The 26762-nt window shown below is 64.0% G+C and carries 27 protein-coding genes and 1 pseudogene; 16 read left to right on the forward strand and 12 right to left on the reverse strand.

Annotation, left to right across the window (positions count from 1 at the left end; translation table 11 throughout):
* The first annotated feature begins 73 nt into the window (after positions 1-73).
* A complete protein-coding gene (locus H5J25_RS18325; RefSeq protein WP_202093549.1) occupies positions 74-592 on the forward strand; it encodes a ubiquinol-cytochrome C chaperone family protein in 519 nt (172 codons plus the stop codon).
* A complete protein-coding gene (locus tag H5J25_RS18330; protein ID WP_202093551.1) occupies positions 589-1113 on the forward strand; it encodes a YceD family protein in 525 nt (174 codons plus the stop codon). Before H5J25_RS18325 ends, H5J25_RS18330 begins: the two co-directional genes overlap by 4 nt.
* 24 nt (positions 1114-1137) lie before the next feature.
* Here the strand turns inward: H5J25_RS18330 and H5J25_RS18335 are convergent, their stop codons facing one another.
* Positions 1138-1821 (reverse strand): TetR/AcrR family transcriptional regulator, encoded by a 684-nt coding sequence (locus H5J25_RS18335; protein WP_202093553.1) that lies wholly within the window; start codon positions 1819-1821, stop codon positions 1138-1140.
* A gap of 127 nt (positions 1822-1948) precedes the next feature.
* Between H5J25_RS18335 and H5J25_RS18340 the strand changes: the two genes are divergently transcribed.
* The 3 genes from H5J25_RS18340 (at position 1949) to H5J25_RS18350 (ending at position 5862) form a co-directional block, all read left to right on the forward strand.
* Complete coding sequence (locus H5J25_RS18340; protein ID WP_202093555.1) at positions 1949-4327, forward strand: TonB-dependent receptor; 2379 nt, start codon at positions 1949-1951, stop codon at positions 4325-4327.
* A gap of 117 nt (positions 4328-4444) precedes the next feature.
* Positions 4445-5719 (forward strand): spinster family MFS transporter, encoded by a 1275-nt coding sequence (locus H5J25_RS18345; RefSeq protein ID WP_202093557.1) that lies wholly within the window; start codon positions 4445-4447, stop codon positions 5717-5719.
* Complete coding sequence (locus tag H5J25_RS18350) at positions 5716-5862, forward strand: hypothetical protein (RefSeq protein ID WP_202093559.1); 147 nt, start codon at positions 5716-5718, stop codon at positions 5860-5862. The genes H5J25_RS18345 and H5J25_RS18350 overlap by 4 nt, the downstream gene beginning before the upstream one ends.
* Positions 5863-6032: 170 nt before the next feature.
* Here H5J25_RS18350 and H5J25_RS18355 read toward each other — a convergent pair whose 3' ends face one another.
* The 7 genes from H5J25_RS18355 to rpmI form a co-directional block, all read right to left on the reverse strand.
* Positions 6033-7604 (reverse strand): peptide chain release factor 3, encoded by a 1572-nt coding sequence (locus tag H5J25_RS18355; RefSeq protein ID WP_202093561.1) that lies wholly within the window; start codon positions 7602-7604, stop codon positions 6033-6035.
* Between the two features lie 545 nt (positions 7605-8149).
* Complete coding sequence (locus H5J25_RS18360) at positions 8150-9025, reverse strand: aldose 1-epimerase family protein (protein ID WP_202093563.1); 876 nt, start codon at positions 9023-9025, stop codon at positions 8150-8152.
* On the reverse strand, positions 9018-11381 hold the full coding sequence (gene pheT, locus H5J25_RS18365; protein ID WP_202093565.1) for a phenylalanine--tRNA ligase subunit beta: 2364 nt from the start codon (positions 11379-11381) through the stop codon (positions 9018-9020). Before pheT ends, H5J25_RS18360 begins: the two co-directional genes overlap by 8 nt.
* Positions 11378-12454, reverse strand: a complete 1077-nt coding sequence (gene pheS, locus H5J25_RS18370) for a phenylalanine--tRNA ligase subunit alpha (protein ID WP_202096489.1) — start codon at positions 12452-12454, stop codon at positions 11378-11380. The genes pheT and pheS overlap by 4 nt, the downstream gene beginning before the upstream one ends.
* 44 nt (positions 12455-12498) lie before the next feature.
* A complete protein-coding gene (locus H5J25_RS18375; protein WP_202093567.1) occupies positions 12499-12858 on the reverse strand; it encodes a GIY-YIG nuclease family protein in 360 nt (119 codons plus the stop codon).
* Positions 12859-12984: 126 nt separating this feature from the next.
* On the reverse strand, positions 12985-13350 hold the full coding sequence (gene rplT, locus H5J25_RS18380; RefSeq protein WP_202093569.1) for a 50S ribosomal protein L20: 366 nt from the start codon (positions 13348-13350) through the stop codon (positions 12985-12987).
* 13 nt (positions 13351-13363) lie between these two features.
* Complete coding sequence (rpmI, locus tag H5J25_RS18385) at positions 13364-13567, reverse strand: 50S ribosomal protein L35 (protein WP_017977259.1); 204 nt, start codon at positions 13565-13567, stop codon at positions 13364-13366.
* Positions 13568-13749: 182 nt separating this feature from the next.
* Here rpmI and H5J25_RS18390 point away from each other — a divergent pair, with 182 nt between their 5' ends.
* A complete protein-coding gene (locus H5J25_RS18390; RefSeq protein WP_225883230.1) occupies positions 13750-15900 on the forward strand; it encodes an AsmA family protein in 2151 nt (716 codons plus the stop codon).
* Positions 15901-15914: 14 nt separating this feature from the next.
* Here the strand turns inward: H5J25_RS18390 and H5J25_RS18395 are convergent, their stop codons facing one another.
* The gene (locus H5J25_RS18395) at positions 15915-16316 is read right to left on the reverse strand and encodes a ribosomal maturation YjgA family protein (RefSeq protein ID WP_202093571.1); all 402 of its coding nucleotides are present in this window, start codon (positions 16314-16316) and stop codon (positions 15915-15917) included.
* Positions 16317-16320: 4 nt separating this feature from the next.
* Positions 16321-17103, reverse strand: a complete 783-nt coding sequence (gene hisN / locus H5J25_RS18400; protein WP_202093573.1) for a histidinol-phosphatase — start codon at positions 17101-17103, stop codon at positions 16321-16323.
* Positions 17104-17351: 248 nt separating this feature from the next.
* Between hisN and H5J25_RS18405 the strand changes: the two genes are divergently transcribed.
* From H5J25_RS18405 to H5J25_RS18425, 6 genes and pseudogenes are all read left to right on the forward strand, one after another.
* Entirely contained in the window at positions 17352-18371 is a 1020-nt protein-coding gene (locus H5J25_RS18405; RefSeq protein WP_202093574.1) for a GGDEF domain-containing protein, read from the forward strand.
* 396 nt (positions 18372-18767) lie between these two features.
* On the forward strand, positions 18768-18893 hold the full coding sequence (locus H5J25_RS21230) for a hypothetical protein (protein ID WP_263973942.1): 126 nt from the start codon (positions 18768-18770) through the stop codon (positions 18891-18893).
* A gap of 6 nt (positions 18894-18899) precedes the next feature.
* Positions 18900-19202 (forward strand): alkylphosphonate utilization protein, encoded by a 303-nt coding sequence (locus H5J25_RS18410; protein WP_202093576.1) that lies wholly within the window; start codon positions 18900-18902, stop codon positions 19200-19202.
* A 9-nt stretch (positions 19203-19211) separates the two neighbouring features.
* Positions 19212-19920 (forward strand): annotated as a pseudogene (ung, locus tag H5J25_RS18415) (uracil-DNA glycosylase).
* Positions 19917-20360, forward strand: coding sequence for a DUF1810 domain-containing protein (locus H5J25_RS18420; RefSeq protein ID WP_202093577.1), 444 nt, complete (start codon positions 19917-19919; stop codon positions 20358-20360). The pseudogene ung and the gene H5J25_RS18420 overlap by 4 nt, the downstream one beginning before the upstream one ends.
* Before the next feature lie 63 nt (positions 20361-20423).
* Positions 20424-20873, forward strand: a complete 450-nt coding sequence (locus tag H5J25_RS18425) for a pyridoxamine 5'-phosphate oxidase family protein (RefSeq protein WP_202093578.1) — start codon at positions 20424-20426, stop codon at positions 20871-20873.
* A 238-nt stretch (positions 20874-21111) separates the two neighbouring features.
* Here H5J25_RS18425 and H5J25_RS18430 read toward each other — a convergent pair whose 3' ends face one another.
* Entirely contained in the window at positions 21112-22161 is a 1050-nt protein-coding gene (locus tag H5J25_RS18430; RefSeq protein ID WP_202093579.1) for a hypothetical protein, read from the reverse strand.
* Between the two features lie 125 nt (positions 22162-22286).
* Here H5J25_RS18430 and H5J25_RS18435 point away from each other — a divergent pair, with 125 nt between their 5' ends.
* The 4 genes from H5J25_RS18435 (at position 22287) to H5J25_RS18450 (ending at position 24838) form a co-directional block, all read left to right on the forward strand.
* Positions 22287-22529: a type II toxin-antitoxin system ParD family antitoxin gene (locus H5J25_RS18435; protein ID WP_202093580.1), complete on the forward strand. Its 243-nt coding sequence runs from the start codon at positions 22287-22289 to the stop codon at positions 22527-22529.
* Positions 22529-22816: a type II toxin-antitoxin system RelE/ParE family toxin gene (locus tag H5J25_RS18440; protein ID WP_202093581.1), complete on the forward strand. Its 288-nt coding sequence runs from the start codon at positions 22529-22531 to the stop codon at positions 22814-22816. Before H5J25_RS18435 ends, H5J25_RS18440 begins: the two co-directional genes overlap by 1 nt.
* Before the next feature lie 286 nt (positions 22817-23102).
* A complete protein-coding gene (locus H5J25_RS18445; RefSeq protein ID WP_202093582.1) occupies positions 23103-24251 on the forward strand; it encodes an AAA family ATPase in 1149 nt (382 codons plus the stop codon).
* Positions 24248-24838, forward strand: coding sequence for a DUF4276 family protein (locus H5J25_RS18450; RefSeq protein ID WP_202093584.1), 591 nt, complete (start codon positions 24248-24250; stop codon positions 24836-24838). Before H5J25_RS18445 ends, H5J25_RS18450 begins: the two co-directional genes overlap by 4 nt.
* Here the strand turns inward: H5J25_RS18450 and thiC are convergent.
* Positions 24835-26742 (reverse strand): phosphomethylpyrimidine synthase ThiC, encoded by a 1908-nt coding sequence (gene thiC / locus H5J25_RS18455; RefSeq protein WP_202093586.1) that lies wholly within the window; start codon positions 26740-26742, stop codon positions 24835-24837. The genes H5J25_RS18450 and thiC overlap by 4 nt on opposite strands.
* Positions 26743-26762: the final 20 nt, after the last annotated feature.

The following is a 26762-nucleotide window of genomic DNA, read 5'->3' on the forward strand; positions in this document are numbered from 1 at the left end:
CACCGGCGCGCGATCGCCTCAATATGCCGGGGATCGCGGCCAAACAAGGGCAAGCGCGGGGCACGGAGCAGACATGAATCTTATTACGGGCTGGCTGGACGGCATAATGGGCCGCAGGAACGAGGAAGCGCTGCCGCTGTACAATGCGGTGGTGGCGCGTGCGCGTGAACCGCATTGGTATCTGGACGGTCAGGTGCCCGATACGGTCGATGGCCGATTCGACATGATCGCGGCGGTGCTGGGCTTCGTCGTGCTGCGGCTGGAACAGGACCGGCAGGGCGCGGCGATATCGGCGGTGCTGACCGAGCGGTTCGTGGACGATATGGACGGGCAATTGCGTCAGATCGGGATCGGCGACGTCGTTGTCGGCAAGCATATCGGCAAGATGATGGGGATGCTGGGCGGTCGGCTGGGCGCGTATCGCGACGGGCTGGCGGGTGACGGGATCGACGCGGCGCTGGTTCGCAACCTGTATCGTGGCGCGGCGCCCGCACCGGCCGCGCTGGCGCATGTTCGCGATACCTTGCTGGCGTTCCGCGACCGGCTGGCGGCGACGCCGATCGCCGATCTGGGCGAAGGACGCCTGCCATGATCGCGCCGGAATTTTCGCGGGTCGAGCGGATCGACACGTTCGGCGCGGGCGAGCGCACGGTCGAGATCGAGGCTAACGAGACCGAGCGCGGGAAACTGGCCGAACGATTCGGGCTGGTGTCGCTGGGCCGGCTGACCGCCAGCTTCCGCGTACGAATGGAAGCGGCGGGCATCGTCGCACGGGGTACGGTGGATGCGTCCGTCGTGCAGGCCTGTTCGGTGACGGACGAACCGATTCCGGTCGAGATATCGGAAGAGGTCGCACTGCGCTTCATCGAGGAAGATGCGGTGAACGAAGAGGAGATCGAACTGTCCGAGGATGCGCTGGACACGATGTTCTACACCGGATCGGCGATCGACCTGGGCGAGGCGGCGGCGGAGACGGTCGCGCTGGCGCTGGACCCGTTCCCGCGCAGCCCGAATGCCGAGGCCGCGTTGAAGGCGGCGGGCGTGATCGGCGAGGACGAGGTCAAGCCGCTGGGTGCACTGGCCGGGTTGAAGGGGTTGCTGGAGAAGAAGTGAGGGGGTGGGTTGCCCCGCTTTCGATCAGCGCGGGCCGATGCCGGTGGCGAGCATGTCGGCGATGACGTCGGCGACGTCCGCGGGCGAGCGGTCCTGTTCCCAGACGCCGTAGCGCAGGCCGAGAAAGACGTTGATGCCCATCAGCGCCCAGGCGTGGATTTCGGAGACGTCGTCGCGAACCTCGCCGCGGGCGGCGGCGGCCTTCAGGCGGGCGGCGATGCGGTCGGCGGTGGTCGAATAATGGAGCCGAAAGCTTTCCGGATCGACGAATTCGGATTCGTCGATGATGCGGTACAATTCCTTGTGGCCGCGGACGAAGGCGATGAAGTCGCGCAGGCCGGCATGTTCCGCCGCGAGCTGATCGGGCGCGGCGCGGATTCCGGGGGCAACGTGATCGCGGACCTGATCGGACATGTCGCGGACCAGCGCGCGGAACACGGCGTCCTTCGAATCGAAATAGGTGTAGAAACTGCCGAGCGCGACGCCGGCGCGGCGGGTGATTCCGCTGATCGATGCGTCGTGGAAACCGCGTTCGCCGAATTCCAGCGCGGCGGCATCCAGGATGGCGCGCATCGTCTTGCGGCCGCGTTCGGTGCGCGGGGTCTTGCCCGCCCCGGCGGCGTCGGCGGCCAGTTCGCGGCCGGTTTCCGTCGATAGATCAGGTGTTTGCCCGGCGGGCGGCGTTGCCGGATCGACACGCTTTTGCATTATTTCCTCTCCCCCGCCCGACCCAAGTTGAAACCTGGTTCAGGTTTCATTATAGCGACCGCATACGGCGCACAACCCGGCTTCGACCGGGGGCATCATGCAGCGTCAGCAGGAGGGGATCACTACCATGTCACGCCGGGTATCCACGCGCACGCTGCTCAACGCCAGCGCCGCATTCGCCGTCATCGCTGCAGTTCCGGCTTTCGCGCAGGAGGCCCCTGCCGCCGCGCTGGTCGAGGAAGGCGTGATCCCGGACGATTCGGGTGCGATCGTCGTTACCGCACGCCGCCGCGAGGAGCGCCTGATCGACGTGCCGGTCGCGATCACCGCCTTTTCGGGTGCGCAGCTGGAGGCGTCGGGATCGATCGACGTGACCGACCTGTCCAACGTGACGCCGAACGTGACGCTGGAAGTATCGCGCGGCACCAACTCGACGCTGTCGGCCTTCATCCGCGGCGTGGGGCAGCAGGATCCGGTCGCCGGGTTCGAGGCGGGCGTCGGCATCTATCTGGACGACGTGTATCTCAACCGTCCGCAGGCGGCGGTGCTCGACATCTACGACGTGGAGCGGATCGAGGTGCTGCGCGGGCCGCAGGGGACCCTGTACGGGCGCAACACGATCGGCGGCGCGGTGAAGTACGTCACGCGGCGGATCGGCGACAAGCCGACGCTCAACCTGCGCGCGACCTATGGCAGCTATGACCAGGCGGACGGCGTGATCAGCGCGAGCACACCGATCGGCGACAGCGGTTTCCGGATCGGCGGTGCGGTCGCGCGGCTGACGCGTGGCGGGTTCGGCAAGAACCTGACGACCGGCGAGGACAATTATAACAAGGATTTGTGGGGTGCGCGCGGCACGTTGCAGTTCGAACCGGGCAGCAGCGCATTCTTCCGCCTGTCCGGCGACTATACCAAGGATAATAGCAACACGCGCGGCGGCCACCGGCTGATCGCACCGCTGAACGGCACCAATTTCCCGGTACTGAATGACGTGTATGACAGCCGTGGCGCGTTGCTGGCGCCGAAGCAGTCGGTCGAGGCATATGGCGGGTCGCTGTTCGCCGAGGTGAAGCCGAGCGACTGGCTGACGTTCCGGTCGATCACCGGATATCGCAAGGACGACAGCGCGACGCCGATCGATTTCGACGCGCTGCCTGCGGTCGATGTCGACGTGCCCGCTTTCTACAACAACAAGCAGTTCAGCCAGGAAGTGCAGTTGCTGGTCGATACCGGGCCGCTGAACGCGCTGGTCGGGTTGTATTATCTGGATGCGCAGGCGACCACGGTGTTCGACGTGCGGCTGCCGGGATCGCTGACGGCGCTGACGTTCGGCAACGTGCGGACGGATACGGTCGCTATCTTCGGCGATGCGACATACGACATCACGCCGATGCTGAGCATCTCGGTCGGCGGGCGGTACACCTGGGATACGCGCCGGTCGCAGATCCAGCGCAACCTGTATATCGGGTCGTCGCCCTATTTCGGCGGGACAAGCGCGCCGGCCGTTCCACAAACCAATTTTCGCGGATCGGCGGACTTTGCGAAATTTACGCCGCGTGCCTCGATCAGCTTCAAGCCGGCGCAGGATCACTTGCTGTATGCAAGCTATTCGAAGGGCTTCAAGGGCGGCGGGTTCGACCCGCGCGGTGTCGCAACCCTGGCGCCGGATCTGAACGGCAACGGCGTGAACGGCGCGGGCGGCGATCAGGGGGACATCTACAGCTTCCTGTCGTTCGATCCCGAAACGGTCGAAAGCTACGAAGTCGGATACAAAGCATCGATGTTCGATCGCCGCCTGACGCTCGCGGTATCGGGTTTTCATTCCAAATATACCGATGTGCAGGTGCCGGGATCGGCAGGCACGATCGTCGGCGGCATCCCGACCTTTGCGGGCATCACGACGAATGCGGGCAAGGCGCGGATCAACGGCGTCGAGCTTGAAGCGAATGCGACGCTGATCCGGGGCACGGACGGGACGCGGCTGTCGGTTGCGGGCACGCTCGGCTACCTCGACGCGAAGTATCTGGAGTTCATCGGTAACATCAACAATCTGCCGGTCGACGTGGCGAAGTTCCGCAAGTTCCAGAACACGCCGGACCTGACCGCGAGCGGCACCGTCGCCTTCTCCGCACCGATCGGCAGCAGTTCGGTCGATCTGAGTTCAACGCTGTCGTATCGCAGTTCCTCTCAGCAGTTCGAACTGCGTACGCCGGGTCTGGACCAGCCCGGCTTCGCGCTGCTGGATGCGAACATCGTCTACAATATCGACGAGCGCTTCTCGATCGGCGTGCATGGCAAGAACCTGACGAACAAAAGGTACATCGTGTCGGGTTACAATTTCCTGGCGCAGAACCCGACGACCGGGGCGTACGTGCTGTCGGTCGTGCAGACGAACCCGAACTATCTCGTGCCGGGTCTGGGATCGACGCTGGGCAATACCGGCGTGCTGACAGCCTATTACGGCAACCCGCGCCAGGTGTTCGCGACCGTCACCGCGAAGTTCTGAATGCGGTGATTGCGCATGGACGACCGCCCCGGCGGTCGTCATGACGATACGGGCGCGCGGCAACGATTGGGCGCCCGTTACACTGCCGTCCTACCAGCGCGCCCGGAGAGCATGACGATGAGCACCGCCCCACAGACCGGCCTGCCCCGCACGTCACGCCCGCCGTCGCTGGTGCTGGCGATGTTGCTGCTCGTCTACACGTTCAACTTTCTCGACCGGCAGATCCTGGGCATATTGGTCCAGCCGATCAAGGCGGACCTGGGGCTGACGGATACGCAACTGGGCGCGCTGGGCGGAATTGCCTTCGCCCTGCTCTATTCCACGCTGGCGATCCCTTTGGCGCTGATCGCCGACCGGACGAGCCGAAGCTGGGTGATCACCATATCGCTGACGGTGTGGAGCGGCTTCACCGCATTGTGCGGCATAGCCACGAACTTCTGGCAACTGTTCGCCTTCCGCCTCGGCGTCGGCGTGGGCGAGGCCGGTGGCGTCGCGCCGTCCTATGCGTTGATCGCGGACTATTTTCCGCCGGAAAAGCGCGCGCGGGCGCTGGCCATCTATTCGCTCGGCATTCCGATCGGACTGGCGAGCGGCACGCTGCTTGGCGCGTATATCGCCAATCATGTCGACTGGCGTGCGGCGTTCCTGATCGTCGGGCTGGCGGGGATCATATTGGCCCCGATCTTCCGCCTGATCGTCAAGGACCCGGTGCGCCCCGTCGCGCCCAAGGGGCAGGCCCCGATATCGGCCGTGTTTGGCGTGCTCGCGAAGAAGCCGAGCTTCTGGCTGATGGCGTTCGCCGCGTCGATGAGTTCGATGGCGGGATATGGCCTCGCATTCTGGGTGCCATCGGTGCTGATCCGCAGTTACGGGTTCGATCTGGCGACGACGTCCTATTTCTTCGGATCGTTGCTGCTGATCGGCGGCGTCGCGGGTGTCTTTCTCGGCGGGGTACTGGCCGACCGGATGGGAAAAACGGATCGCGGATTCTACGCGCGATTGCCGGCGCTTGCGTGGCTGATCACCGCACCATTGTTCATCGCGGGATTCATGAGCCCGTCGCCGGCGGTCGCCTGGGCGTTCCTGCTGATCCCCAACGCGCTCAACATCCTGTGGCTGGGGCCGCTGGTCACCGCGGTCCAGCATCTGGTGCCACCACATATGCGCGCGACAGCCTCGGCCAGCTTCCTGTTCATCAACAATCTGATCGGACTGGGGCTTGGATCGCTGGCCATGGGCAAGCTGTCCGACATCATGACGCCACAGTTCGGGAACGACGCCCTGCGCTATTCGGCGATAGCGGTCGTGTGCCTGTATTTCGTCGCGGCGTTGCTCGGTTTCCTCGCCGCGAAGCCGCTGCGCAGAGACTGGGTGGACGAGCCGGCGGCGTGACTGGCGCGCTGTCCGATGCGCTGAAGCACAGGTATGGCGAAGCCTCGCTATGCGGCGATTATCGGGTCAGCCTGTACCTCGTCGCCGCCGTACTAGCGCTGCTGGCGGTCAAGCCGCGCGAGCGGGTGGGGCGAGGCGAATAGCTGAGACTGGCCGGGTCGGGTGGATTTCCCCGTCCCCGTTCGTTTCGAGCGTAGTCGAGAAACATGCGCCGGGTGCTTTGGGCCGGTTTCTCGACTTCGCTCGAAACGAACGGTGGAGGGGTGAAGCGGGAATGGCGATCAATTGAAGTGACCGCGAACCTCGACCGCCTCTACCGCTCGCGCGTGGCGGCGAACTTCACCTTCGGGTAGCGATCGGAGACGTAGCCGACGTCCCAAGCGGTCTTCGCCATGTAGACGGGGTTGGCGTCGCGGTCCTTCGCCATGCTGGAGCGGTTGAGGTCCATGAACGCCTTGAGGTCCGCCGGATCCTCCGCCGAGACCCAGCGCGCAGTGTCGTAGGGAGCCATTTCGAGGCCGGCATCGACCTTGTATTCCGCGTCGAGCCGGGACAGCAGAACCTCCAACTGCAACTGTCCGACAACGCCGATGATCAGGTTGGATCCGATCTCCGGGTAGAAGACCTGGGTCACGCCCTCTTCGGCCATGTCGTCCAGCGCCTTGCGCAACTGCTTGGTCTTGGTCGGGTCCTTCAATGCGACGCGGCGCAGGATTTCGGGTGCAAAATTGGGCAGGCCGGTAAAGCGCACGTCGGCGCGCTCGCTCATCGTGTCGCCCACCCGCAACGTGCCGTGGTTGGGGATGCCGATGATGTCGCCCGGAAACGCCTCGTCCGCGAGTTCGCGGTTCTGCGCGAAGAACAGGATCGGCGAATGGATCGCGATCGGCTTGCCGTGGCCGGTCGGGGTCAGCTTCATGCCGCGTTTGAACGTGCCCGAACATAGCCGCATGAACGCGATGCGATCGCGGTGATTGGGGTCCATGTTCGCCTGGACCTTGAAGATGAAGCCGGTGACGTCGGGGCGTTCCGGCGTGACGGCGGCGGGTTCGGCCGGCTGCGGGCGTGGACCGGGGGCATGCTGTCCCAGCGCCGCGATCAGTTCTGCGACCCCGAAATCCTTGAGCGCGGAGCCGAAATAGACGGGCGTCAGATCGCCTGCGCGATACGCCTCGACATCGAACGAGGCATAGCCGCCCATCGCCAGTTCGGATTCGTCCTTCAGCGTGGCGAGCCCGGCCGACGTGATCGTCGCGGCCAATTTCGGATCGTCCATTCCGTCGAACGGGATCGCGCGGCCCATGAACTCGCGGCTCGGCCCCTCGGGCTGGCTGAGGGTATTGGCGTGCAGATCGTACACGCCTTCGAAATCGCTGCCCATGCCCACCGGCCAGCTCATCGGGCAGACGTCCAGCTGGAGCATGTCGGCGATCTCGTCGAGCAGTTCGAACGGCGGGCGGCCCTCGCGATCGACCTTGTTGACGAAGGTGATGATCGGAACCGAGCGCAGGCGGCAGACCTCGAACAGCTTGCGCGTCTGCGCCTCGATACCGCGCGCGGCGTCGATCACCATGACCGCGGAATCGACCGCGGTCAGCGTGCGGTACGTATCCTCGCTGAAATCCTCGTGGCCCGGCGTGTCGAGCAGGTTGAAGGTCAGGCCGTCCTTCTCGAACGTCATGACCGAGGAAGTGACGGAGATTCCGCGCTGCTGCTCGATCTTCATCCAGTCGGAGCGGGCACGACGGTTCTGCCCGCGCGCCTTCACCTCGCCCGCGAGATGGATGGCGCCGCCGAAATAGAGCAGCTTTTCCGTGAGCGTGGTCTTGCCGGCGTCGGGATGCGAGATGATCGCGAAGGTGCGGCGGTCGGAGGTATGATTCATCGCAGCGCCGTAGCTGGTGTGGGCGATTTGCTCAACTGGAGGCGGGCGGGGCGCAGCGCTGTCTTTTCTTCTCCGCGTCTCCGCGTGAATCATTCTACGATCGCGCGTGGGGAAGAATTGTTCACGCGGAGGCGCGGAGACGCGGAGATAGAAGGTTTGTTCGCGCCGAGGCGCTGGGGGCGCAGAGGGTGATCGGCGTGGAAGGCCGATCTTCTCCCCTCCCTGGAAGGGAGGGGACGGGGGTGGGTGGGCCTGAGGCGCGCATTCCGTTTCCACGAGACCGACCCACCCCCAGCCCCTCCCTTCCAGGGAGGGGAGCAAGAAGGAGAGCGCCTCCCTTTCAGGGACAGAGTTAGAAGGGGGCGCCCATTCAAGGCGGCGGGGCGGCAGTTCGTTCTTTATTCTCCTTCGCGTCTTCGCGCCTTCGCGTGAACATTCTTTCGAAGCGGGGGAGCGCTTGAAGAGTGGTTCACGCGAAGGCGCGAAGACGCGAAGATAGGAGATGGTTTTTGCGCTGCGCGCTGAAGGCCGTGGCGGCGCTTGCCTCAGGTGGTCAGCGTGACGCTCATCGTGATGATCTTTTCGCCGCCGACGGGGATTTCGAACACGCCCGGCTTGTCGCGGAAGTCGCCGGCATAGCCTTGCGGGTCGGCGATGCCGTGCCAGGGTTCGATGCAGACATAGGCGGCGCCGGGCTTGGTCCAGATGCCGAGTTGCGGTGTGTCGGGGAACGTGATGTCGAGCACGGGTGCGCCGAATGCGCCGTAGGTGACCTTGTCCGATGCGACCGGATCCCAGATCAGCGCATCGTCGGTGAACAGATCGTCACGCAGGCGCAGCGCGCGACCGTCCAGCGGCGTGGGGCGGTCGTTCGGCGTGATCGTACCGTCCTTCGCGAGCGTTTTCAGCGCGGCCGGTTCCTGCCGCGCGAACAGGATGCGATGCGCCTCGCGCGGTTCGCCGTAGGGCAGCGGCCAGGCGAAGGCGGGGTGGAAGCCGAAGCTGGCGGGCATCGGGGTTTCGCCGCGATTCTCGATCCGCGCGGTGATCGTCAGCGTTGCGTCCTCAAGGACGTAGGTGACATCTAGCGCGAAGGCGAAGGGGTAGCTTTTGCGGGTATCCTCGCTGTCCGTGAGACGGAAGGTCACGCGGTCGTCGCGATGCTCGATCGCTTCGAAGTCGCTGAGGCGTGCGAAGCCGTGCTTCTTCATCCTGTGGCTGGCGCCGTCGACGCGCAGCGTATCACCCGCGAGCGCGCCGACGATCGGGAACAGGATCGGCGCGTGACCGGTCCAGAAGGCCGGATCGGCGTTGGTCATCAATTCCCGCCCGTCGCGATCGCGAAGCGACGTGAGTTCCGCGCCGACATGGTTGATGCCGGCGCTGAGTTTCGGCGAGCGAATGACGACGAGTTCAACCACGAAGCGTCGCCCCCAGCTTTGCCGCCGCAGCGACGACCTTGTCGGCAATCGCCTTCAATTCTTCGTCGGTAAAGCTTTTCGTGGTGGGTTGCAGCGTGATCTCGACCGCGAGGCTTTTCCTGCCATCCTCCATCCCTGCGCCGGTGAAGACGTCGAACAGGCGGGCCGCGACGATGCTGGCCTTGTCCGCGCCCTTCATCGCGCGGACGAGCGTGTCGGCGGCGAGATCGGCGGGGACGAGGAAGGCGAAGTCGCGCGTCACGGCCTGCAACGCGGGGGGCGTATAGGCCGCGCGCATAAAGCCGGTGCTGCGTTTGGCGGGGAGAGCGTCGAGATACAGTTCGACTGCGGCGGCCGGGCCGTCGAGGTCGAACGCCTTGAGGACGCTGGGGTGGACCATGCCGAACGCCGCGAGCACGGTCTTGGGACCGAGGCGCAGCGTGCCGGACTGGCCGGGATGCCAGGCGTCGCCAGCTTCGCCCATCACTTGCAGGTTCTCGACCGGCGCACCGGCGGCGGCGAGCAGGGCGATCGCTTCCGCCTTGGCGTCGAACGCGTCGAAGCCGACCGCCTTACCGCCGCGCCAGCCGCGCGGGCGCGACGATCCGGCGAGGACGACGCCCAGGGTCGGGCGTTCCTTGTCGGACAGGTAGCGGCGGCCGATCTCGAACAGGCGGACGCTGGTTTGGCCGCGCTTGAGGTTGCGTTCGGCAGCGGACAGCAGGCCGGGCAGCAGCGACGGCCGCATGACCTTCAGTTCCTCGCTGATCGGATTGGCGAGCGTCCAGGCGCCACCACCGAACGGCGCGGCCTGCGCGTCGGACAGGAAGCTCCACGTCACCGCTTCGTCCAGTCCGCGCGCGGCGGCGGCGCGGCGGGCGCGGCGTTCCAGTTTCTGGTCGGGCGTGGCGGTGGGCTTCGCGACGCCGGGCGTGCGGGGCAGGGCGACCGAGGGCACCTTGTCGATGCCTTCGATGCGGATGACTTCCTCGACCAGATCGGCTGGGCCGTCCACATCGCGGCGCCATGTGGGGACGGTGACGGACCAGCCGGCATCGACCGCGAAGCCGAGGCTTTCGAGGATCTCGCGCTGGCGATCGGCGGCGATGGCGAGGCCGCCGAGGGTTTCGGCGCGGCCCGGATCATAGGCGATCGTGCGCTGTGCGGTCGGCGGCGTGCCGGCGCGGGTGACCTCGCTCGCCTGTCCGCCGCAGATGTCGAGCACGAGGCGCGTCGCGATGGCGAGCCCGTCGTCGAGGAAGGCGGGATCGACGCCGCGTTCGAAGCGCTGGCGCGCGTCGCTGGTCAGCGCCAGTTTCTGGCCGGTGCGCGCGATATGGTCGGGGTCGAAGAAGGCGCATTCGATCAGCACGTCGGTGGTCGTGTCGGACACGCCCGAATCCTCGCCGCCCATGATGCCGCCGATGTCGTGGACATGCGTATCGTCGGCGATGACGGTCATGCCCGCATCCAGCGTGTACGTCTTGCCGTTGAGCGCGAGCACTTGTTCGCCCACGGCCGCCTTGCGCGCGACGAGGCCGCCGGTCAGCTTGGCGCGGTCGTAGACGTGAAGCGGGCGGCCGAGGTCGATCATCACGTAATTGGTGATGTCGACCAGCGCGGAGATCGGCTTCTGGCCAATCGCGGTGAGGCGCCGGCGCATCCAGTCCGGGGCGGTGCCGTTCGTCACGCCGGCGACGGTCTGCCCGTAGAAAGCGGGGCAGCCTTGCGGATCGTCGGTGCGGACGTCGGGGCCTGCGCCCTGCCCCGCGACCGGCTCCACGGCGAGCGGCTTCAGCGTACCGATGCCGGTGGCGGCGAGATCTCGCGCGATGCCGCGGACGCCCATGCAATCCTGCTTGTTGGGGGTGATGCTGACGTCGATCACCGGATCGTTGAGGCCGGCATAATCAGGATAGGCGGTGCCCACGGGCGCGTCTTCGGGCAGTTCGATGATGCCGTCATGGTCCTCGCCCAGCTCCAGTTCGCGCGTCGAACACATCATGCCGTTCGACACCACGCCGCGGATCTCGGCGACCTTCAGCGTGATGTCGCTGCCGGGGACATAGGCTCCAGGGGCACCGAACACGCCGACCAGCCCGGCGCGCGCATTGGGTGCGCCGCAGACGACCTGCATCGGACCGTCACCGGCATCGACGGACAGGACCTGCAGCTTGTCCGCCTGCGGATGGCGTTCGGCGGTGAGGACTTTGGCGACCTTGAATGCGGCAAGTTTTTCGCCGGGATTCTCGACGCCTTCGACCTCGAGGCCGATGCGCGTGAGCGTCTCGACGATCTCATCGAGCGAGGCGGTCGTGTCGAGATGCTGGCGGAGCCAGTCGAGGGTGAACTTCATGCGCCGACTCCGCCGGACAAAGTGGGGACGTCGAGCGCGGAGAAGCCGTAATGCTTCAGCCAGCGGACGTCGCTTTCGAACACCGGCCGCAGATCGTCGATGCCGTATTTGAGCATGGCGAGGCGATCGATGCCGCAGCCGAAGGCGAAACCCTGCCATTCGTCGGGGTCCAGGCTGCACGCCTCGATCACCTTGCGGTGGACCATGCCGGAGCCGAGGACTTCCATCCAGCCGTCGCTGCCGCCGATCACGCGCTTGCCCTTTTCGAGGCTGAAGCCGACATCGACCTCCGCCGAGGGTTCGGTGAACGGGAAGTAGCTGGGGCGCAGGCGCAGGACGACGTCGTCGCGTTCGAAAAAGGCGCGCAGGAAGGTTTCCAGCGTCCATTTGAGATGACCGAGCGTGATCCCCTTGTCGATCACCAGCCCCTCGATCTGGTGGAACATCGGCGTGTGCGTCGCATCCCAGTCGGAACGATAGACGCGACCGGGCGCGATGATGCGGATCGGTTCGCCGGCCTTCTGCGTGCGGTTCGCGATCTCGACCATCGTGCGGATCTGGACGGGCGACGTGTGCGTGCGGAGGACCATCGGCGGTTCGTGCTCGCCCGCAAGATAGAAGGTGTCCTGCATCGCGCGCGCGGGGTGCGTTTCGGGAATGTTGAGCGCGCTGAAATTGTGCCAGTCGTCCTCGATCTCCGGACCCGTGGCGACCGCGAAGCCGAGATCGGCGAAGATTTCCGCGAGTTCGTCCATCACCTGGCTGACCGGGTGGATCGTGCCGGTCGGCGCGACATCGGCGGGCAGCGTCATGTCCAGCGTCTCGCGCGCCAGCCGGGCGTCGAGATCGGCGCGTTCCAGCATCGCCTTGCGGGTCGCGATCGCCGTCGTCACGGCCTCGCGCAGGCCCTGGATCCGTGGACCTTCGACCAGCCGCTGTTCGGGCGACATGCCGCCGAGCGTCTTGAGCAAGGCGGTCACCGTGCCTGCCTTGCCAAGCGCATGCACACGGCACGCTTCGAGCGCGTCGAGTCCGCTTGCGACATCGATCGCGGCGAGGAGATCGGTCTTCATCTGGTCGATATCGGTCGATTGATCGGGGGTCACTGACTACTCCGTCATCCCCGCGAAGGCGGGGATCCATAATGTGTGTCGTCGCGTCGAGACGCTGGCGCTGCCACGGGCGGCAATCCCAGGCCTATCGCAAGATCCGCCCAGTGCGGGTTGTTCGTCTCGATCAGATTGGCTTTCCAGTCGCGATTCCATTTCTTGATCTGCTTTTCGCGGAGGATCGCTGCCTCCATCGTATCTGCCATGTCGAACCAGACCAGATGCTTCACGCCGTAGCGAGAGGTAAAGCCCTTGATCAAGCCTTCGCGGTGCTGGGCTAGCCGTGCGAGCAGGTTCGACGTCACCCCGGTATAGATCGTTACGTGCTTGCCGCTTGCGAGCATGTAGACGCACGGTTCGCGATCCATCGGCCTGCCCTCTGGTATGGATTCCCGCCTTCGCGGGAATGACGGATAGAGTAGCATGAATCCAAAAGAAGGGGCGCCGGTGGAGAACCACCGACGCCCCGAATCTCATACTCGCGTCAGGTCGCCTCAAGCGGCCTGGGGCAGAGCCGCCTTCGCCTGCGCGATGATGGCGCTAAACGCGGCACCCTCGTGCATTGCGATGTCGGCCAGAACCTTTCTGTCCAGTTCGACACCGGCCAGTTTCAGGCCGTGCATGAACTGCGAATAGGTCAGGCCTTCGGCGCGGACGCCGGCGTTGATGCGCTGGATCCACAGGCCGCGGAACGTGCGCTTCTTAACCTTACGGTCGCGATAAGCGTACTGGCCGGCCTTTTCGACCGCCTGACGGGCGATGCGGATGGTGTTCTTGCGACGGCCATAATAGCCCTTCGCCGCACCGAGAATCTTCTTGTGCTTGGCGTGGGTGGTAACACCCCGTTTTACGCGTGCCATGTCCTATATCCCCTTACTTGAGCCCGTAAGGCGCCCACGCCTTAACGGTGGCCGTATCGGCCTTCGACAGCACCTTGGTGCCGCGGTTCTGGCGGATATACTTGCTGTTGTGGCTGATCAGGCGGTGGCGCTTGCCGGCAACGCCATGCTTCAGCAGGCCGCTGGCGGTGAGCTTGAAGCGCTTCTTCACGCCGCTCTTCGTTTTCAGTTTGGGCATTTTCGTCCTTTCAAAATCGCGGGCGCTTATGAATAGCCACGGCAGCCCATACCGGCCGGACCATTCCTCTTACTCGCGGAGAAGTCGGGGCGCTTAGCCGGGCGTTCCCCGAAAAGCAAGATGGGGTGCGCGAAAAGCGGGGGGCGGGAACGATTCATATCGCCCACGCGCTTGCATGCCCGATGACCGATGTGTCCGAAACCGGAACCACGCCGCCCATGACGGCTCCTGATCCGGCAAGTGCGCCGGTTGCGGAGCCGCGCTGGTATAAGCGACGCTATCGCGGGGCGACCCCGCTCGGCTGGCTACGGCGCGTGTTGCTTACGCTGCTGGCGCTGATCGCCGCCGTCTGGCTGATCCTGTTCATCACCAAGGGACGGTTCCTGAAATCGACGTTCGAGCGGGTCACCGGATCGCTGACGAATCGCACGGTGACGGTGCGCGGCGACTTCCAGCTGTATTTCGCGCCGTTCGATATCAAGTTCCTGGCCGAGGGGATCACCATCTCGAACCCCGCCTGGGCGACTCGGCCCAACCTGTTCGAGGCGAAGCGGATCGATACGCGAATCGCGCCGCTGTCGCTGATCTGGGGCAGAAGGCGGATGCGTTGGCTGGACCTGACCGATGCGGCGATCGATCTGGAATGGAACGACGCGCACGACACAAACACCTGGACGTTCAGCGAGAAGAAGGGCGGCAAGCGGCTGGAATTCCCGATCATCGGACGGGCGACCGTCGCTGGGACGACGCTCCGCTATCTTGATTCGCGGTTGCGGCTGGAGACGGACCTGAAGTTCCAGACGATCACGTCGCGCGACGCGAAGATCGCCGACGCGGTGCATTTCACGGGCAAGGGCACGATACGCCAGACGCCGTTCCGGCTGTCGGGTGCGTTGATGTCGCCGAACGCGACCGTGGCGCGGGGCGAGAACAAGCTGGTGATGCGGGCGTTCGCCGCGAACAACCAGATCGACGTGACCGGCACGCTGCCGAGCATCGCCGAGATCGAGGGTGTTCCGCTGGCCGTGACCGCGCGCGGCAGCAACGTCGCGGAGTTGTTGCAGATCATCGGGGTCGTGACGCCCGATACGCGGAACTACCGGCTGAAGGCGCAACTGATAAAGACCGGGATCGACTATGCCTTTACCGGGCTGACCGGGCGGTTCGGCGACAGCGACGTGGCGGGGCGGTTCACCGTCAGCCAGACCGAGCCGAAGGTGTATATCGATGCGACGCTGACCACCCGGCGGCTGGACATCATCGATGTCGCGCCGTTCATCGGCTACAATCCCGATATCGTCGCGACCAAGGGTGCGATCGCAGCCGCCGCTGCAACGGGCGCGGCGCCGGCCCGGGTGATGCCCGACGCGCCGTTGAATATCGAGGCGATGAAGGCGTTCGACGCGGACCTGAAATGGCGCGTGGGCATCGTGCGATCGAAGAACGTTCCGATATCGAACATCGCGCTGACGCTGAAGCTTAAGGATCGCGTGCTGACGCTGTCGCCGCTGACGATGACGATGTCGCGCGGCGACGTTGCGGCCGACGTGAAGATCGATACCCGCCGCCGCCCCGCGCACACGATGTACGATATCCGGCTGGCTTCGACTCCGATGGGACGGTTGCTTGCCGGGTTCGGCGTGGCCGAGGCGGGGACGACGGGGACGATCAAGGGTCGCGTCCAGCTAGTCGGTGACGGCGACACGATCCACGATTCGCTGAGCAGCGCGAACGGGCGGATCGCCTTCACGATGCCGCAGGGTACGTTCTGGACGCGCAACGTGCAGCTTGCCGAACTGGATATCGGTACGTTCGTGCAGAAGCTGATCCAGGACAAGTTGAAGAAGCCCGTGACGATCAATTGCGGCGCGGTCGCCTTCACCGTGCGGGGCGGCGTTGCCGCGGCGGACCCGATCCTGATCGATACGGAGAAGAACGTGATCGCCGGGCGCGGCGGGTTCAGTTTCCGTACCGAAGCGCTCGACCTGGCGTTCCGGGCGGATGGGAAGAAGTTCAGCCTGTTCTCCGGCCAGTCGCCGGTCGGCGTGGGCGGCTATTTTTCCGCGCCGCGGATCAATCCGATCAGCCCGGAATTACTGACGCGTGCCGGGGCCGGTATCGGGCTGGGACTGGTGGCGACGCCGATCGGTGCGGTGCTGGCGTTCGTCGATATCGGCGATGCGAAGGCGGCGGCGTGTGGGCCGGTGCTGGCGGGCGCGACGGCGGCGCAGCAGCGCACGACCGATGGCAAGCCGCGCAAGGATGTGGGGAACGGAAAGGCGACGGTCGGGCAGCCGGAAGAGAAGAAAAAGAAGTTCCTCGGGATATTCTGAGGCGGGGTTTACGGTTACCCGCTTCCCCGTATCGGCCGTGTCGAATCCAATACGCTGCACGCTTCTTCCAGCGCCACGGCGACCAACGCCCCGATCGCATAAGCGACGAAGTCTTCCGGTACGAAGGTCGTCCCCAAGATCGTTCGGGCGAAGGCGTTGTGGCCGAAGCCGATGCGATCGACGAGGTGGAAATACTGGCCGACCTCGACTGCGCAGGCGAACAGGAACGCGGCCAGTGCCGCCGCTCGCACGCCGAGGCGCGTGACGGCGCGGATCGCGGTGTAGACCATGATCACGACGATGCTGTCGCCGGCATAGGGCCGGATCACCGCGTCATGGACGAACAGGGCGATTGCCACCTCGACCAGAAACAGGACGAACGTCGCCGCAACGTAAAACCAGCGGCGGCGATTCATCCGATCAGTGGCCGCGACAGGCGAGGGCTTCGATGATCTCCTCGACGCGCGCCGAATCGCCCGAAGCGATGACCTCGCCTACGCTGTCCGCAGTGAGCGGATCGCCCGCCCAGTCGCAGACCCGGCCGCCGGCGCCCTCGATCACGGGGGCGAGCGCGGCGAAATCGTGGATCTTCAGGTTCGCCTCGACCACGATGTCCATCCAGCCGCTGGCGACGCATCCGTAATTGTAGCAGTCGCCGCCCAGCACCGTGCTCATCACTGCACCGTCGAGATGTTCGAATGCGTGCAACTGGCTGTCATCGAATGCGGCGGGGGATGTCGTGCCGAGCAAAGCCTTGGCGAGATCGGGGCAGCGGCGCGTGGCGGCGGGCGCGCCGTTGAACAGGGTCGGCTGCCCCATCACGCCGAGCCAGCGTTCCTTGAGAATCGGCTGGTCGATCACGCCGAGCATCGGCCAGCCTTCGACCATCAGCGCGATCAGCGTGCCGAAGATCGGGCGACCGGAGATGAAGGCGCGCGTGCCGTCGATCGGATCGAGCACCCAGGCGCGGCCGGACCGGCCTTCCTTCACGCCATATTCCTCCCCGATGATCGCGTCGTCGGGATAGGCGCGTTCGATCAGTGCGCGCATCGCCGCCTCCGCCGCGCGATCCGCGAGCGTCACGGGCGACGCGTCGTCCTTCGCCTCCAGCCCGTGAGCGTTGCGGAAATACGGACGGATCGCGGCGCCGGCGGCGTCGGCGAGCTGACCGGCAAAGGCGATTTCTGGACTGGAACTGCGCATGCCGACTGCCTAGCCGCCGCGCGCCGCACTTGCCACCCCGGCGATGCCGTCATCGTAGCGATTGCCGTTGGGCGACGGCTGCGGCATGGGATGGTTCGCGCGATACTAATCAGCCTCGTAACGACCTGTCCGATGGGTCCGCATACGGCTTATTAGCAGTTCGGTTCTATCACGGGGCATGTGAAAGGGCAGGATATCGCGCCGCGTCCGGGGGGACGTGATCGTGAATTCGATCGCCAAGGGGCACGATGAAGACGGCGAATCCACTCTACAGGACCGGCACCGCAAAGGGCTCTGACGATCTGTTCGCGCGGATCGGTGAATTCCTGTGGGAGCAGCGCCTGAGCCCCGACCCGCAGCATTACGCCTTCGCCTATCGCATCATGACCGACCGGAACAGCGCGCTGGCCAAGGCGGTGGCGACGATTACCGATGGCGGCGTGCGGCTGTCGCGCGGCGATATCGAGAAACTGGGCGGCACGGTCGCACCGTCCGCGACCGAGGCGGCGGCGGCGCGCGAGAAGAATGACGGGCTCGTCGCGAAGACGCAGATGCAGGTCGACGGCTTCACCGACATGGTCGTGGCGATGCGTGCCGAGACGGAGGATTTCGGACGCAACCTTGCCGCAAGCGCCGATGCGATGCGCAACGCCGCCGCCGTGCCGGACGATGTGGTCCGGTTGACCGGCGCGATGCTCGAGCGGGTCCGCACGGCGGAAAGCCGGCTGGAAGCGGCGACGCACGAGGCGACGGAATTGCGCGCCAAGCTTGAAGAGGCCCGCGACAATGCCCGGCGCGACCCGCTGACCGACCTGCCCAACCGCCGCGCGTTCGAGGAAGCATTCGCGGCCGGCGTGGCGAAGGGCGAGCGGATGTGCATCGCGGTGTGCGACGTCGATCATTTCAAGCAGGTCAACGACCGGTTCGGCCATGCGGTGGGCGACCGGGTGCTGAAGGCGATCGCCGAGGCGCTGACGAGCACGTGCAGCGGTCATGTGGTGGCGCGCTATGGCGGCGAGGAATTCGCCATCCTGTTCACCGGGATCGAGCGTGTCGCTGCGCTGGATACGCTGGAGCTGGCGCGCAAGGCGGTGGCGGCCAAGCGATATCGACTGCGCGAGTCGGACCAGCCGCTGGGCGAGGTGACCTTCTCGGCCGGATTGACCTGCGCCGAAGAGGGCGAGGGGCTGGGCACCGTGTTCGGGCGGTCCGACAAGCTGCTATACGCGGCGAAACATGCGGGGCGGAACCAGATCCAGATCGGCTGACCCCGCCGGCGCCAACACTTGGTGATAATTCCAACGGAAGTTGGCGTGTCGTGCGATGGCTGTTCGCGGGCCGAAGCGAAAGTCTAGCTTTTCCGCCGTTTTCGAAACTGGCACGGTCCCTGCATGATCCCTGGCATCGGCGGCTGGATGGTCCGGCCCGCCGCACCAAGGAGTAAACATCATGTCGTTCCACTTCGAATCCGCCCAGCGTGTCGCCGTTTCGCTCGTCGCATCCTTGTTCGTCGCTGCCGTGATGATCAGCGCAGCCGTCCCCGTCCTTCCGGTCGCCTGACCGGAACGACGCGCTGGAATATCCCTTCGCCGAATCCGCGCGCTTCCGTCGCCGGAACGGTCTATATCCTGCGCCGGGCACCACGCCCGGCAAGGATCGATGCGATGGCCAAGGGACAGAAGAAGACGAACAAGGAAGTGCGCAAGCCGAAGGCCGAGAAGGTCAAGGCGATCGCCGCGAACAGTTCGACGAAGAACAAGGCCGTCGACATGGTCACGATCAAAAGCTGATCGCAGATGGCCGACGACGAAGACAGCTACATCTATGACGAAGCGACTGGCGAATGGGTCGTCGCGTCCGACGCGGAAGCGGCATCCGATACGGGTGTCGTGGTGCGGGACGCGGTGGGCAACGTGCTGGTCGATGGCGACCAGGTGACGTTGATCAAGGACCTGACCGTCAAGGGTGCGGGCCAGACGCTGAAGCGGGGTACGCTGATCAAGTCGATCCGCCTGACCGGCGACGCACAGGAGATCGATTGCCGGTATGACGGCATCAAGGGCCTCGTGCTGCGGGCCGAGTTCGTCAAGAAACGCTGAGCGCAGATGATGGCGGAGACCGTGATCGGGCCGGGCGGCGGCTGGCGCGATGTGCTGGGGGCCGAGTTCGAGCAGCCGTACATGGCGGCGCTCGACGCGTTCCTGGCGAGCGAGAACGCGGCGGGGAAGCAGGTGTTTCCGCCCCCGGCGAACCGGCTCCGGGCGCTGGACCTGACGCCGCCGGACGAGGTGCGCGTCGTCATATTGGGGCAGGATCCGTATCACGGCGCGGGGCAGGCGCACGGGCTGTGTTTCTCCGTGCAACCCGACGTGCGGACGCCGCCGAGCCTTGCCAATATCTATAAGGAGATCGAGGCGGATCTGGGCCTACCTAAGCCGCGGCACGGCTTCCTCGAACATTGGGCGCGGCAGGGCGTGCTGCTGCTGAACACCGTGCTGACGGTGGAGATGGGGCAGGCCGCGTCGCATCGGGGCAAGGGGTGGGAGCGTTTCACCGATGCGGTGATCGCCGCGGTCGATGCCGGGCCGAAGCCGGTCGTCTTCATGCTGTGGGGCAATCATGCGCAGAAGAAGGCTGCGCTGATCCATGACGTTACACATGGCGGGCGGCATCTGGTGCTGACCGCGGCGCACCCGTCGCCTTTGTCGGCGTATAATGGCTTTTTTCGGCAGCCGGCATTTCTCCAAGGCGAATGCGTTTCTGGAGGCGCAGGGGCGCGGTGCGATCGACTGGGCGGTGCCGGACGTGGCGGGATGAGCGGGCTGGAGCGGTTCGTGACGGCGCAGGACGGCGTCCATGCGGAGGCGCTGGAGGAACTGTGCGAGGGGCGGAAGCGGAGCCACTGGATGTGGTTCGTCTTTCCGCAGATCGCCGGTCTGGGGATAAGCCCGACGGCGCAACATTATGCGATCCGCGACGTGGCGGAGGCGCAGGCGTATCTGGCGCATCCGGTGTTGGGGCCGCGATTGATCGAGAGCGTGGAAGCGATACTCGGCTGGGCGGGGCGGCGATCGGCGGTCGCGATTCTGGGCGACACGGATGCGATGAAGCTTCGGTCGTGTTGTACGCTTTTCGAGGTGGCGGGGTTCGAGGCGGCGGGGTCCGACCTGGGAGCCGGATCGCCGGTGTTCGCGGCGTGTCTGGACGGGTTCTTCGACGGGCGGCGGGATGCGGCGACGATCGGGCTGCTCGGATGATCGCCTGACGCGGCGGGAGCGAAGTGCGTGCTGGCACGTTCCCCGTCGCACAGGAGAACAAAGATGCCCAAGACGCTGACCGACATCGCAGAAGCGATGAAGCAGATCGATTTCACGATGCTGTCCACCCGGACCGAGAACGGGATGATCGGCGCTCGCCCGATGAGCAACAATCGCGAGGTCGATTATGACGGCGCGAGCTGGTATTTCACCACCGACGACACGCGGATGGTGGACGATATCGCCGCGGACCCGAACGTATCGCTCAGCTTCCAGAGCAAGGCCGGGCTGCTCGGCATGCGCCCGTTCTTCATCGCGATAGAAGGACGCGCGGTGCTGATCCGCGACAAGGCGTTGTTCGAGGACCATTGGACGAGCGGGCTCGACCGCTGGTTCCCGCAAGGCGTCGACACGCCGGGCCTCGTCCTGATCAAGGTCGAAGGCGTCCGCGCGCATTACTGGGACGGCGAGGATGAAGGCGAACTGGTGCTGAAGCCGGACCTGGCGGCCTGATCAGAAGGGGCGGGGGCGCGGTTCGAACGCTGCGCCGCTCCTCCGAAGTTCACACAAGTTCACACGGTATCGGCAGGTCCTGGAGCAGTATGGCATAAGGTCATTCCAACTCTACCGTTCGTCCTGAGCTTGTCGAAGGGCGGGCAGTCTAGGAAAGGTGCTTCGACAGGCTCAGCACGAACGGATCGTTTTCACGTCATCGCGCTCTCGCCGCCCGTGTGACGCTTGCCTCCGAGCGTCAGTCCGGTCCCTCGCCTTCGTCGTCTTCGTTTTCGGAGACGCAGGGATAATAGCCAAGGATCTCGGCCCATTGGTCCAGATCGAAACCGTCATCGTCGTCGTCGTCGAAGTCTGCCTCTTCGCTGTCCGGATCATCTTCACCTTGCTCTGCGGTCAGGCCGCGCTTCGCCAGTTCCAGTTCGGCCTCGAATTGAGGGCCGAGTCCTTCATGTGGAGCATCATCCGCGTTTTGCAGATCGGCGGGCAATTTACCGTTATCGGCGCGCGCGATGTATAACTCCAGCCGACCTGGATCGAGCGTCGCGGCCGGATCGGCCGGGGGCACGGGGCCGAGCCGTGCGAGCGCATCGTCCACCGCGATCGGTACCGGCGCGGTGGCGGATATGGCGGGCATGGCGCGATCGCGATGGAGATCGCCGTAGCGGTCGGGAAGATGCTTGCGGAGAAGAAACATCATCATCGCGTCGCTCTGGCGGAAACGGCGGCCGATGACGCGACCCTCCCGACAAAATACCGGCTCCTCCGATCCGTGGACGGCGCGCTCGAACGCCGCATCGACCAGTGCCAGCGCGGCCTGATGGATCGCCGCATCCCAGGCCGCGGCGAACGCCTTGCCCTCCGGCGCGCGACGCAGACGATAGGCGCTGGAGGGGGACATGCCGGCAAGGGTGGCGGCGGTGCGGACGCTGCCGGTATCGGCAAGGTGCCCGATGAAACTGCGCTGCCGCTCCGGCCCCCAGCCGTCGACCCGCCGCGCGCGGGCGACTGGCACCCAGTCATAGGCACCCGGATCGAAACCGTTGGCGTCGAGCGCGGTGCCTGGCGCGGGGGTGTCGGGCTCACAGGCGGGTTCGGGTGGAGCCGGCGGGATCGTCGCCGGCGGTGTCGCGGAGGGGAGCACGGTGCGGAGTGGCGGCGTGAACGTATCGTCCACCGGATCGGGCGCCGGATCGGCGGCCGGACGGTGCGGCGTGCGCGCCGGCTTTGGAGCTGCGGGGACGCTTCGGCCAGCGGCGGAAGCGCGGTTGCGGGTTGGTTTGCTTGCCATCCACGAGCGTGGAGCAAAGCATTTCCAAATAGGACAGAGGGAAGTTTGGGGTTTCGTGGGCATGTGGCGTTCGGGCATCCGTCGCCGCGCTTGTCAGAAATAGCGCAGAATCGTATTGATGCCGGATGGCACAGATGAACATCTCGATCCCCGACCAACTCAAAAGCTGGGCGGAAGCGCGCGTCGCCGAGGGGCGGTATAGCAGCACCAGCGATTATGTACGCGATCTGGTCCGGCGCGATCAGGAATATGCGGAGAAGTTGCAGCGGTTACAGGCGGCGATTGATGAGGGGCGGGCATCCCCTTCCAGTGAACGTACGATCGAGGATATCATCGCCGATGAACGGCAGCGGCGCGCAATGGCCTGATGCGGATCGAAGTCAGCGACGAGGCGCAGGATGAGCTGCTGGGCATCCTAAGGTACGGCTACGACATGTTCGGCGAAGATGCTTCGGAAGCGTATCTTCGCGGGTTCGACAACGCGTTTGCGCTGATCGTCGTGCATCCTGCGATCGGCACATTGCATGATCACGTTCGACCGCCAATTCGCAGCCTGCCCTATGGCAGCCACCGGATATTTTATGACGTTTTCGAGGACTTTATCGTCGTGCAGCGCGTGCTGCACAAAGCGATGGACGCTGAACGGCATCTGTAGTGGAGGGAGTTGCAAGGCGTTGGCTAGGTATCTTGTCCGCCACTCGCTGAAGCCGAAGCTGCTAGGCGGCAATTCGATGGGCTGGGGGCCTCGCCCAAATCAGGAATATCGGTGAGTGTAACGTGACCGGCGGCGGCGGTGCACAAACGTGCAGGTGGCACCGAGCCGTTATGGTTATCGAAAGGATCGAACTCATTCCAAGAAAGACGGGCATGCGTCTTTTGGCAGTACGGATTGCAGCCTTCTCACGACATCTGTACGCTCCAATCGCGATGCGGAACCTCGTATGAACATTAGACACATAAAATTGAAAAACTGGCGTAATTTCCAGACCGTGGATGTGCCGGTAGCCGACACAACGTATATTCTTGGATCCAACGCTTCGGGAAAATCCAACTTTCTCGACGTGTTTCGGTTTTTAAGAGATGTATCCAAGCGAGAAGGCGGCGGGTTACAAAAAGCCATCATAGATCGCGGAGGAATGTCGAAATTGCGTTGCTTACACACGCGACGCCCACAAGTTGGCATTGAAGTAGATCTTATAAGTCCCACTGGCACACGCTGGCAGTATGCCCTTGAATTCAAGTCAGAGGGTAAGGGCGCTCAGCGCATTTTGGTTTCAAAAGAAGAAGTTATAAAAGACGAAAAGGTTCTTTTTACTAGACCAAATAAAGACGATAAACGCGACCCAACCCGCTTAACTCAAACATACCTTGAACAAATTCAGGCTAATGAAGAATTTAGAGAGCTTACTGAATTTTTTTCAGAAACGGTTTATCTTCATCTTGTTCCTCAGCTGCTCAAGCACAGTCAGCAAATTGGTGGGCAGGTACTTGAAGATGATCCATTCGGTCAGGGGTTCTTAGAGAGAATTGCCCGTTCCCAGCGGCGGACCCGTGAAAGTCGCTTAGCCAAAATACAGAAGGTGCTGCAAATTGCCGTTCCACAATTTGAAGCCCTAGATTTTGAACAAGACGAATTCACCGGTCGCCCGCATCTAAAGGCGCGTTTTAAGCATTTCAGGCCAAATGTGGGATGGCAACGAGAAGAGCAATTTTCCGATGGAACTTTGAGACTGCTGGGACTATTATGGTCTCTTCTCGATGGATCATCTTTGCTTTTAATGGAAGAGCCAGAGCTTTCCCTTAACTCTTCGATTGTTGCGGAAATTCCTGCAATGATGGCAAAAATACAGCGTCAGAGCAAAAGAAGGCGACAAATACTGATTTCAAGTCATAGTGAAGCGCTGCTTAGCAATCCGGGTATTGATGCGGGTGGTGTTTTACTTATTGAGCCAGGTGAAAACGGTTCCACCATTCGAGAAATCAATGCGAATGAGGCGAATGCTATTAAAGATGGCTTTTCAATAGCTGATGTAGTTTTACCTGCCGCAAGGCCAGCGTCGGCAAAGCAACTTTCGTTCGCTCTAGAATGACCGTCTTCAATACGGCGACGGAGGACGAACTCTCTGAGTGCGTGGCGGTAAAGCTCGTGACACAAGTTGTACCGGGCGGCACGATTGGCCTGAAACTGCGTAAGGGCGGGGCTGGCTACCTACGATCAAGCTTTAATAAGTTTTGTCAGATGGCCAATAGAGAATATGTTCTTCTTTTAACAGATCTGGATCGCTTAATTTGTGCTCCGGAGTTGATTAATAGCTGGGCGGGAGGTTTTCCTTTGCCAGAAAAGCTTCTATTCCGCGTTCCAGTGCGGGAGATAGAAGCTTGGCTTCTGGCGGACCGGCAGGGCATGGCCGCCCTCATGGGGATTAGCGAAGCAAGTCTTCCCTCCCAGCCCGATGACTTGCCAGACCCAAAAGGTACCTTGTTAAATGCCGCACGTAATGCCTCGCGAAGTGTTCGATCGGAACTGGTAGTAGGCAGAAACACGCTGGCGTCTCAGGGCCTTGGCTACAACCGCGTCTTATCAAACTATGTGGAAACGATCTGGAATATTGATAGAGCGGCCGATCGATCTCCTAGTTTACGTAGAGCAGTCGATCGTCTCACAAACCTGCCCTAACGCGATATATCGGTCGTCAGATAAACTTCGCTCCCTCCTTCCTTGAACCGCCGGCTCATCTCCTCCATCCCCTTGATCGCTGCCGCCTTGCTCGCTTCCGCAGTCTCCGCACCCGTCGGACCGCTGGCGATAAACCCTTCGACACCCTGATTCTGCTTCCCCGCGAAGTCCCGCACTTCCTGCGTGATCTTCATGCTGCAGAATTTCGGGCCGCACATGGAGCAGAAGTGGGCGGTCTTGGCGCCTTCTGCGGGGAGGGTCTGGTCGTGATATTGCTCGGCCGTGTCGGGGTCCAGCGACAGGTTGAACTGGTCGCGCCAGCGGAATTCGAACCTTGCGCGGGACAGTGCGTCGTCGCGCATCTTTGCGGCGGGGTGGCCCTTGGCGAGATCGGCGGCGTGGGCGGCGAGTTTGTAGGTGACGACGCCGACCTTGACGTCGTCGCGGTCGGGCAGGCCGAGATGTTCCTTCGGCGTGACGTAGCAGAGCATCGCCGTGCCGTACCAGCCGATCATCGCGGCGCCGATGCCGCTGGTGATATGGTCGTATCCGGGTGCGATGTCGGTGGTGAGTGGCCCGAGCGTGTAGAAGGGTGCTTCGCCGCAGACTTCGAGCTGCTTGTCCATATTCTCCTTGATCTTGTGCATCGGCACGTGGCCGGGGCCTTCGATCATGACCTGCACGTCGCTCTTCCACGCGCGGTGGGTGAGTTCGCCGAGCGTGTAGAGTTCGCTGAACTGCGCCTCGTCATTCGCGTCGGCGATGCTGCCGGGGCGCAGGCCGTCGCCCAGGCTGTAGGCGATGTCATACGCCTTCATGATCTCCGTGATCTCGTCGAAGCGTTCGTAGAGGAAGCTTTCCTTGTGATGGCTGAGGCACCATTTCGCCATGATGCTGCCGCCGCGCGAGACGATGCCGGTGACGCGCTTCGCGGTCATCGGGATGTATGCGAGGCGGACGCCGGCGTGGATCGTGAAATAGTCGACGCCCTGTTCGGCCTGTTCGATCAGCGTGTCGCGGAAGATTTCCCAGGTCAGGTCCTCGGCGACGCCGCCGACCTTTTCCAGCGCCTGATAGATCGGCACGGTGCCGATCGGGACGGGCGAGTTGCGGATGATCCATTCGCGCGTATCGTGAATGTTGCGGCCGGTGGACAGGTCCATGACGGTGTCCGCGCCCCAGCGGATCGACCAGACCATCTTGTCGACCTCCGCCGCGACGTTGCTGGCGACGGCGGAGTTGCCGATATTGGCGTTGATCTTGACCAGGAAGTTGCGGCCGATCGCCATCGGTTCGGATTCGGGGTGGTTGACGTTGTTGGGGATGATCGCGCGGCCGCGGGCGACCTCGTCGCGGACGAATTCGGGCGTGACGTAATCGGGGATGGCGGCGCCGAAGCTTTCGCCGTCACGGATCGCCTTGTCGCGCAGTTCGGCGCGGCCGAGATTTTCGCGGATGGCGACATATTCCATCTCGGGCGTGATGAGCCCCGCCCGCGCATAGTGCATCTGGCTGACGTTCTGGCCGGCTTTGGCGCGCAGGGGGCGGCGGATGACGTTGGGATATTGCGGGACGCCGCCGGAGCGATCGGGGCCGAGCTGTCCGTTATCCTCGGGCCGGATCTCGCGCGCGTCATACGCCTCCACGTCGCCGCGGCGCATGATCCAGTCGCGGCGCAGTTCGGGTAGGCCGGCGTTGATGTCGATGCGGGCGTTCGGGTCGCTGTAGGGGCCGGACGTGTCGTAGACACGCAGGGGCGGTTCGCTGCACGTAGGGTCGAGCATGATCTCGCGCATCGCGACGCGGACGGTGGGGTCGTTAGGCGCAGCGACGTGGATCTTGCGGCTGCCGCGGATCGGGCCGGTGGTGACGCCAATCTCGGTACGGGCGGGAAGGTCGGCCATGTCTCAAGCTCCAAAAAACA

Origin of the sequence: Sphingomonas aliaeris (genome assembly GCF_016743815.1) — a bacterium.
Classification (GTDB): Bacteria; Pseudomonadota; Alphaproteobacteria; order Sphingomonadales; family Sphingomonadaceae; genus Sphingomonas; species Sphingomonas aliaeris.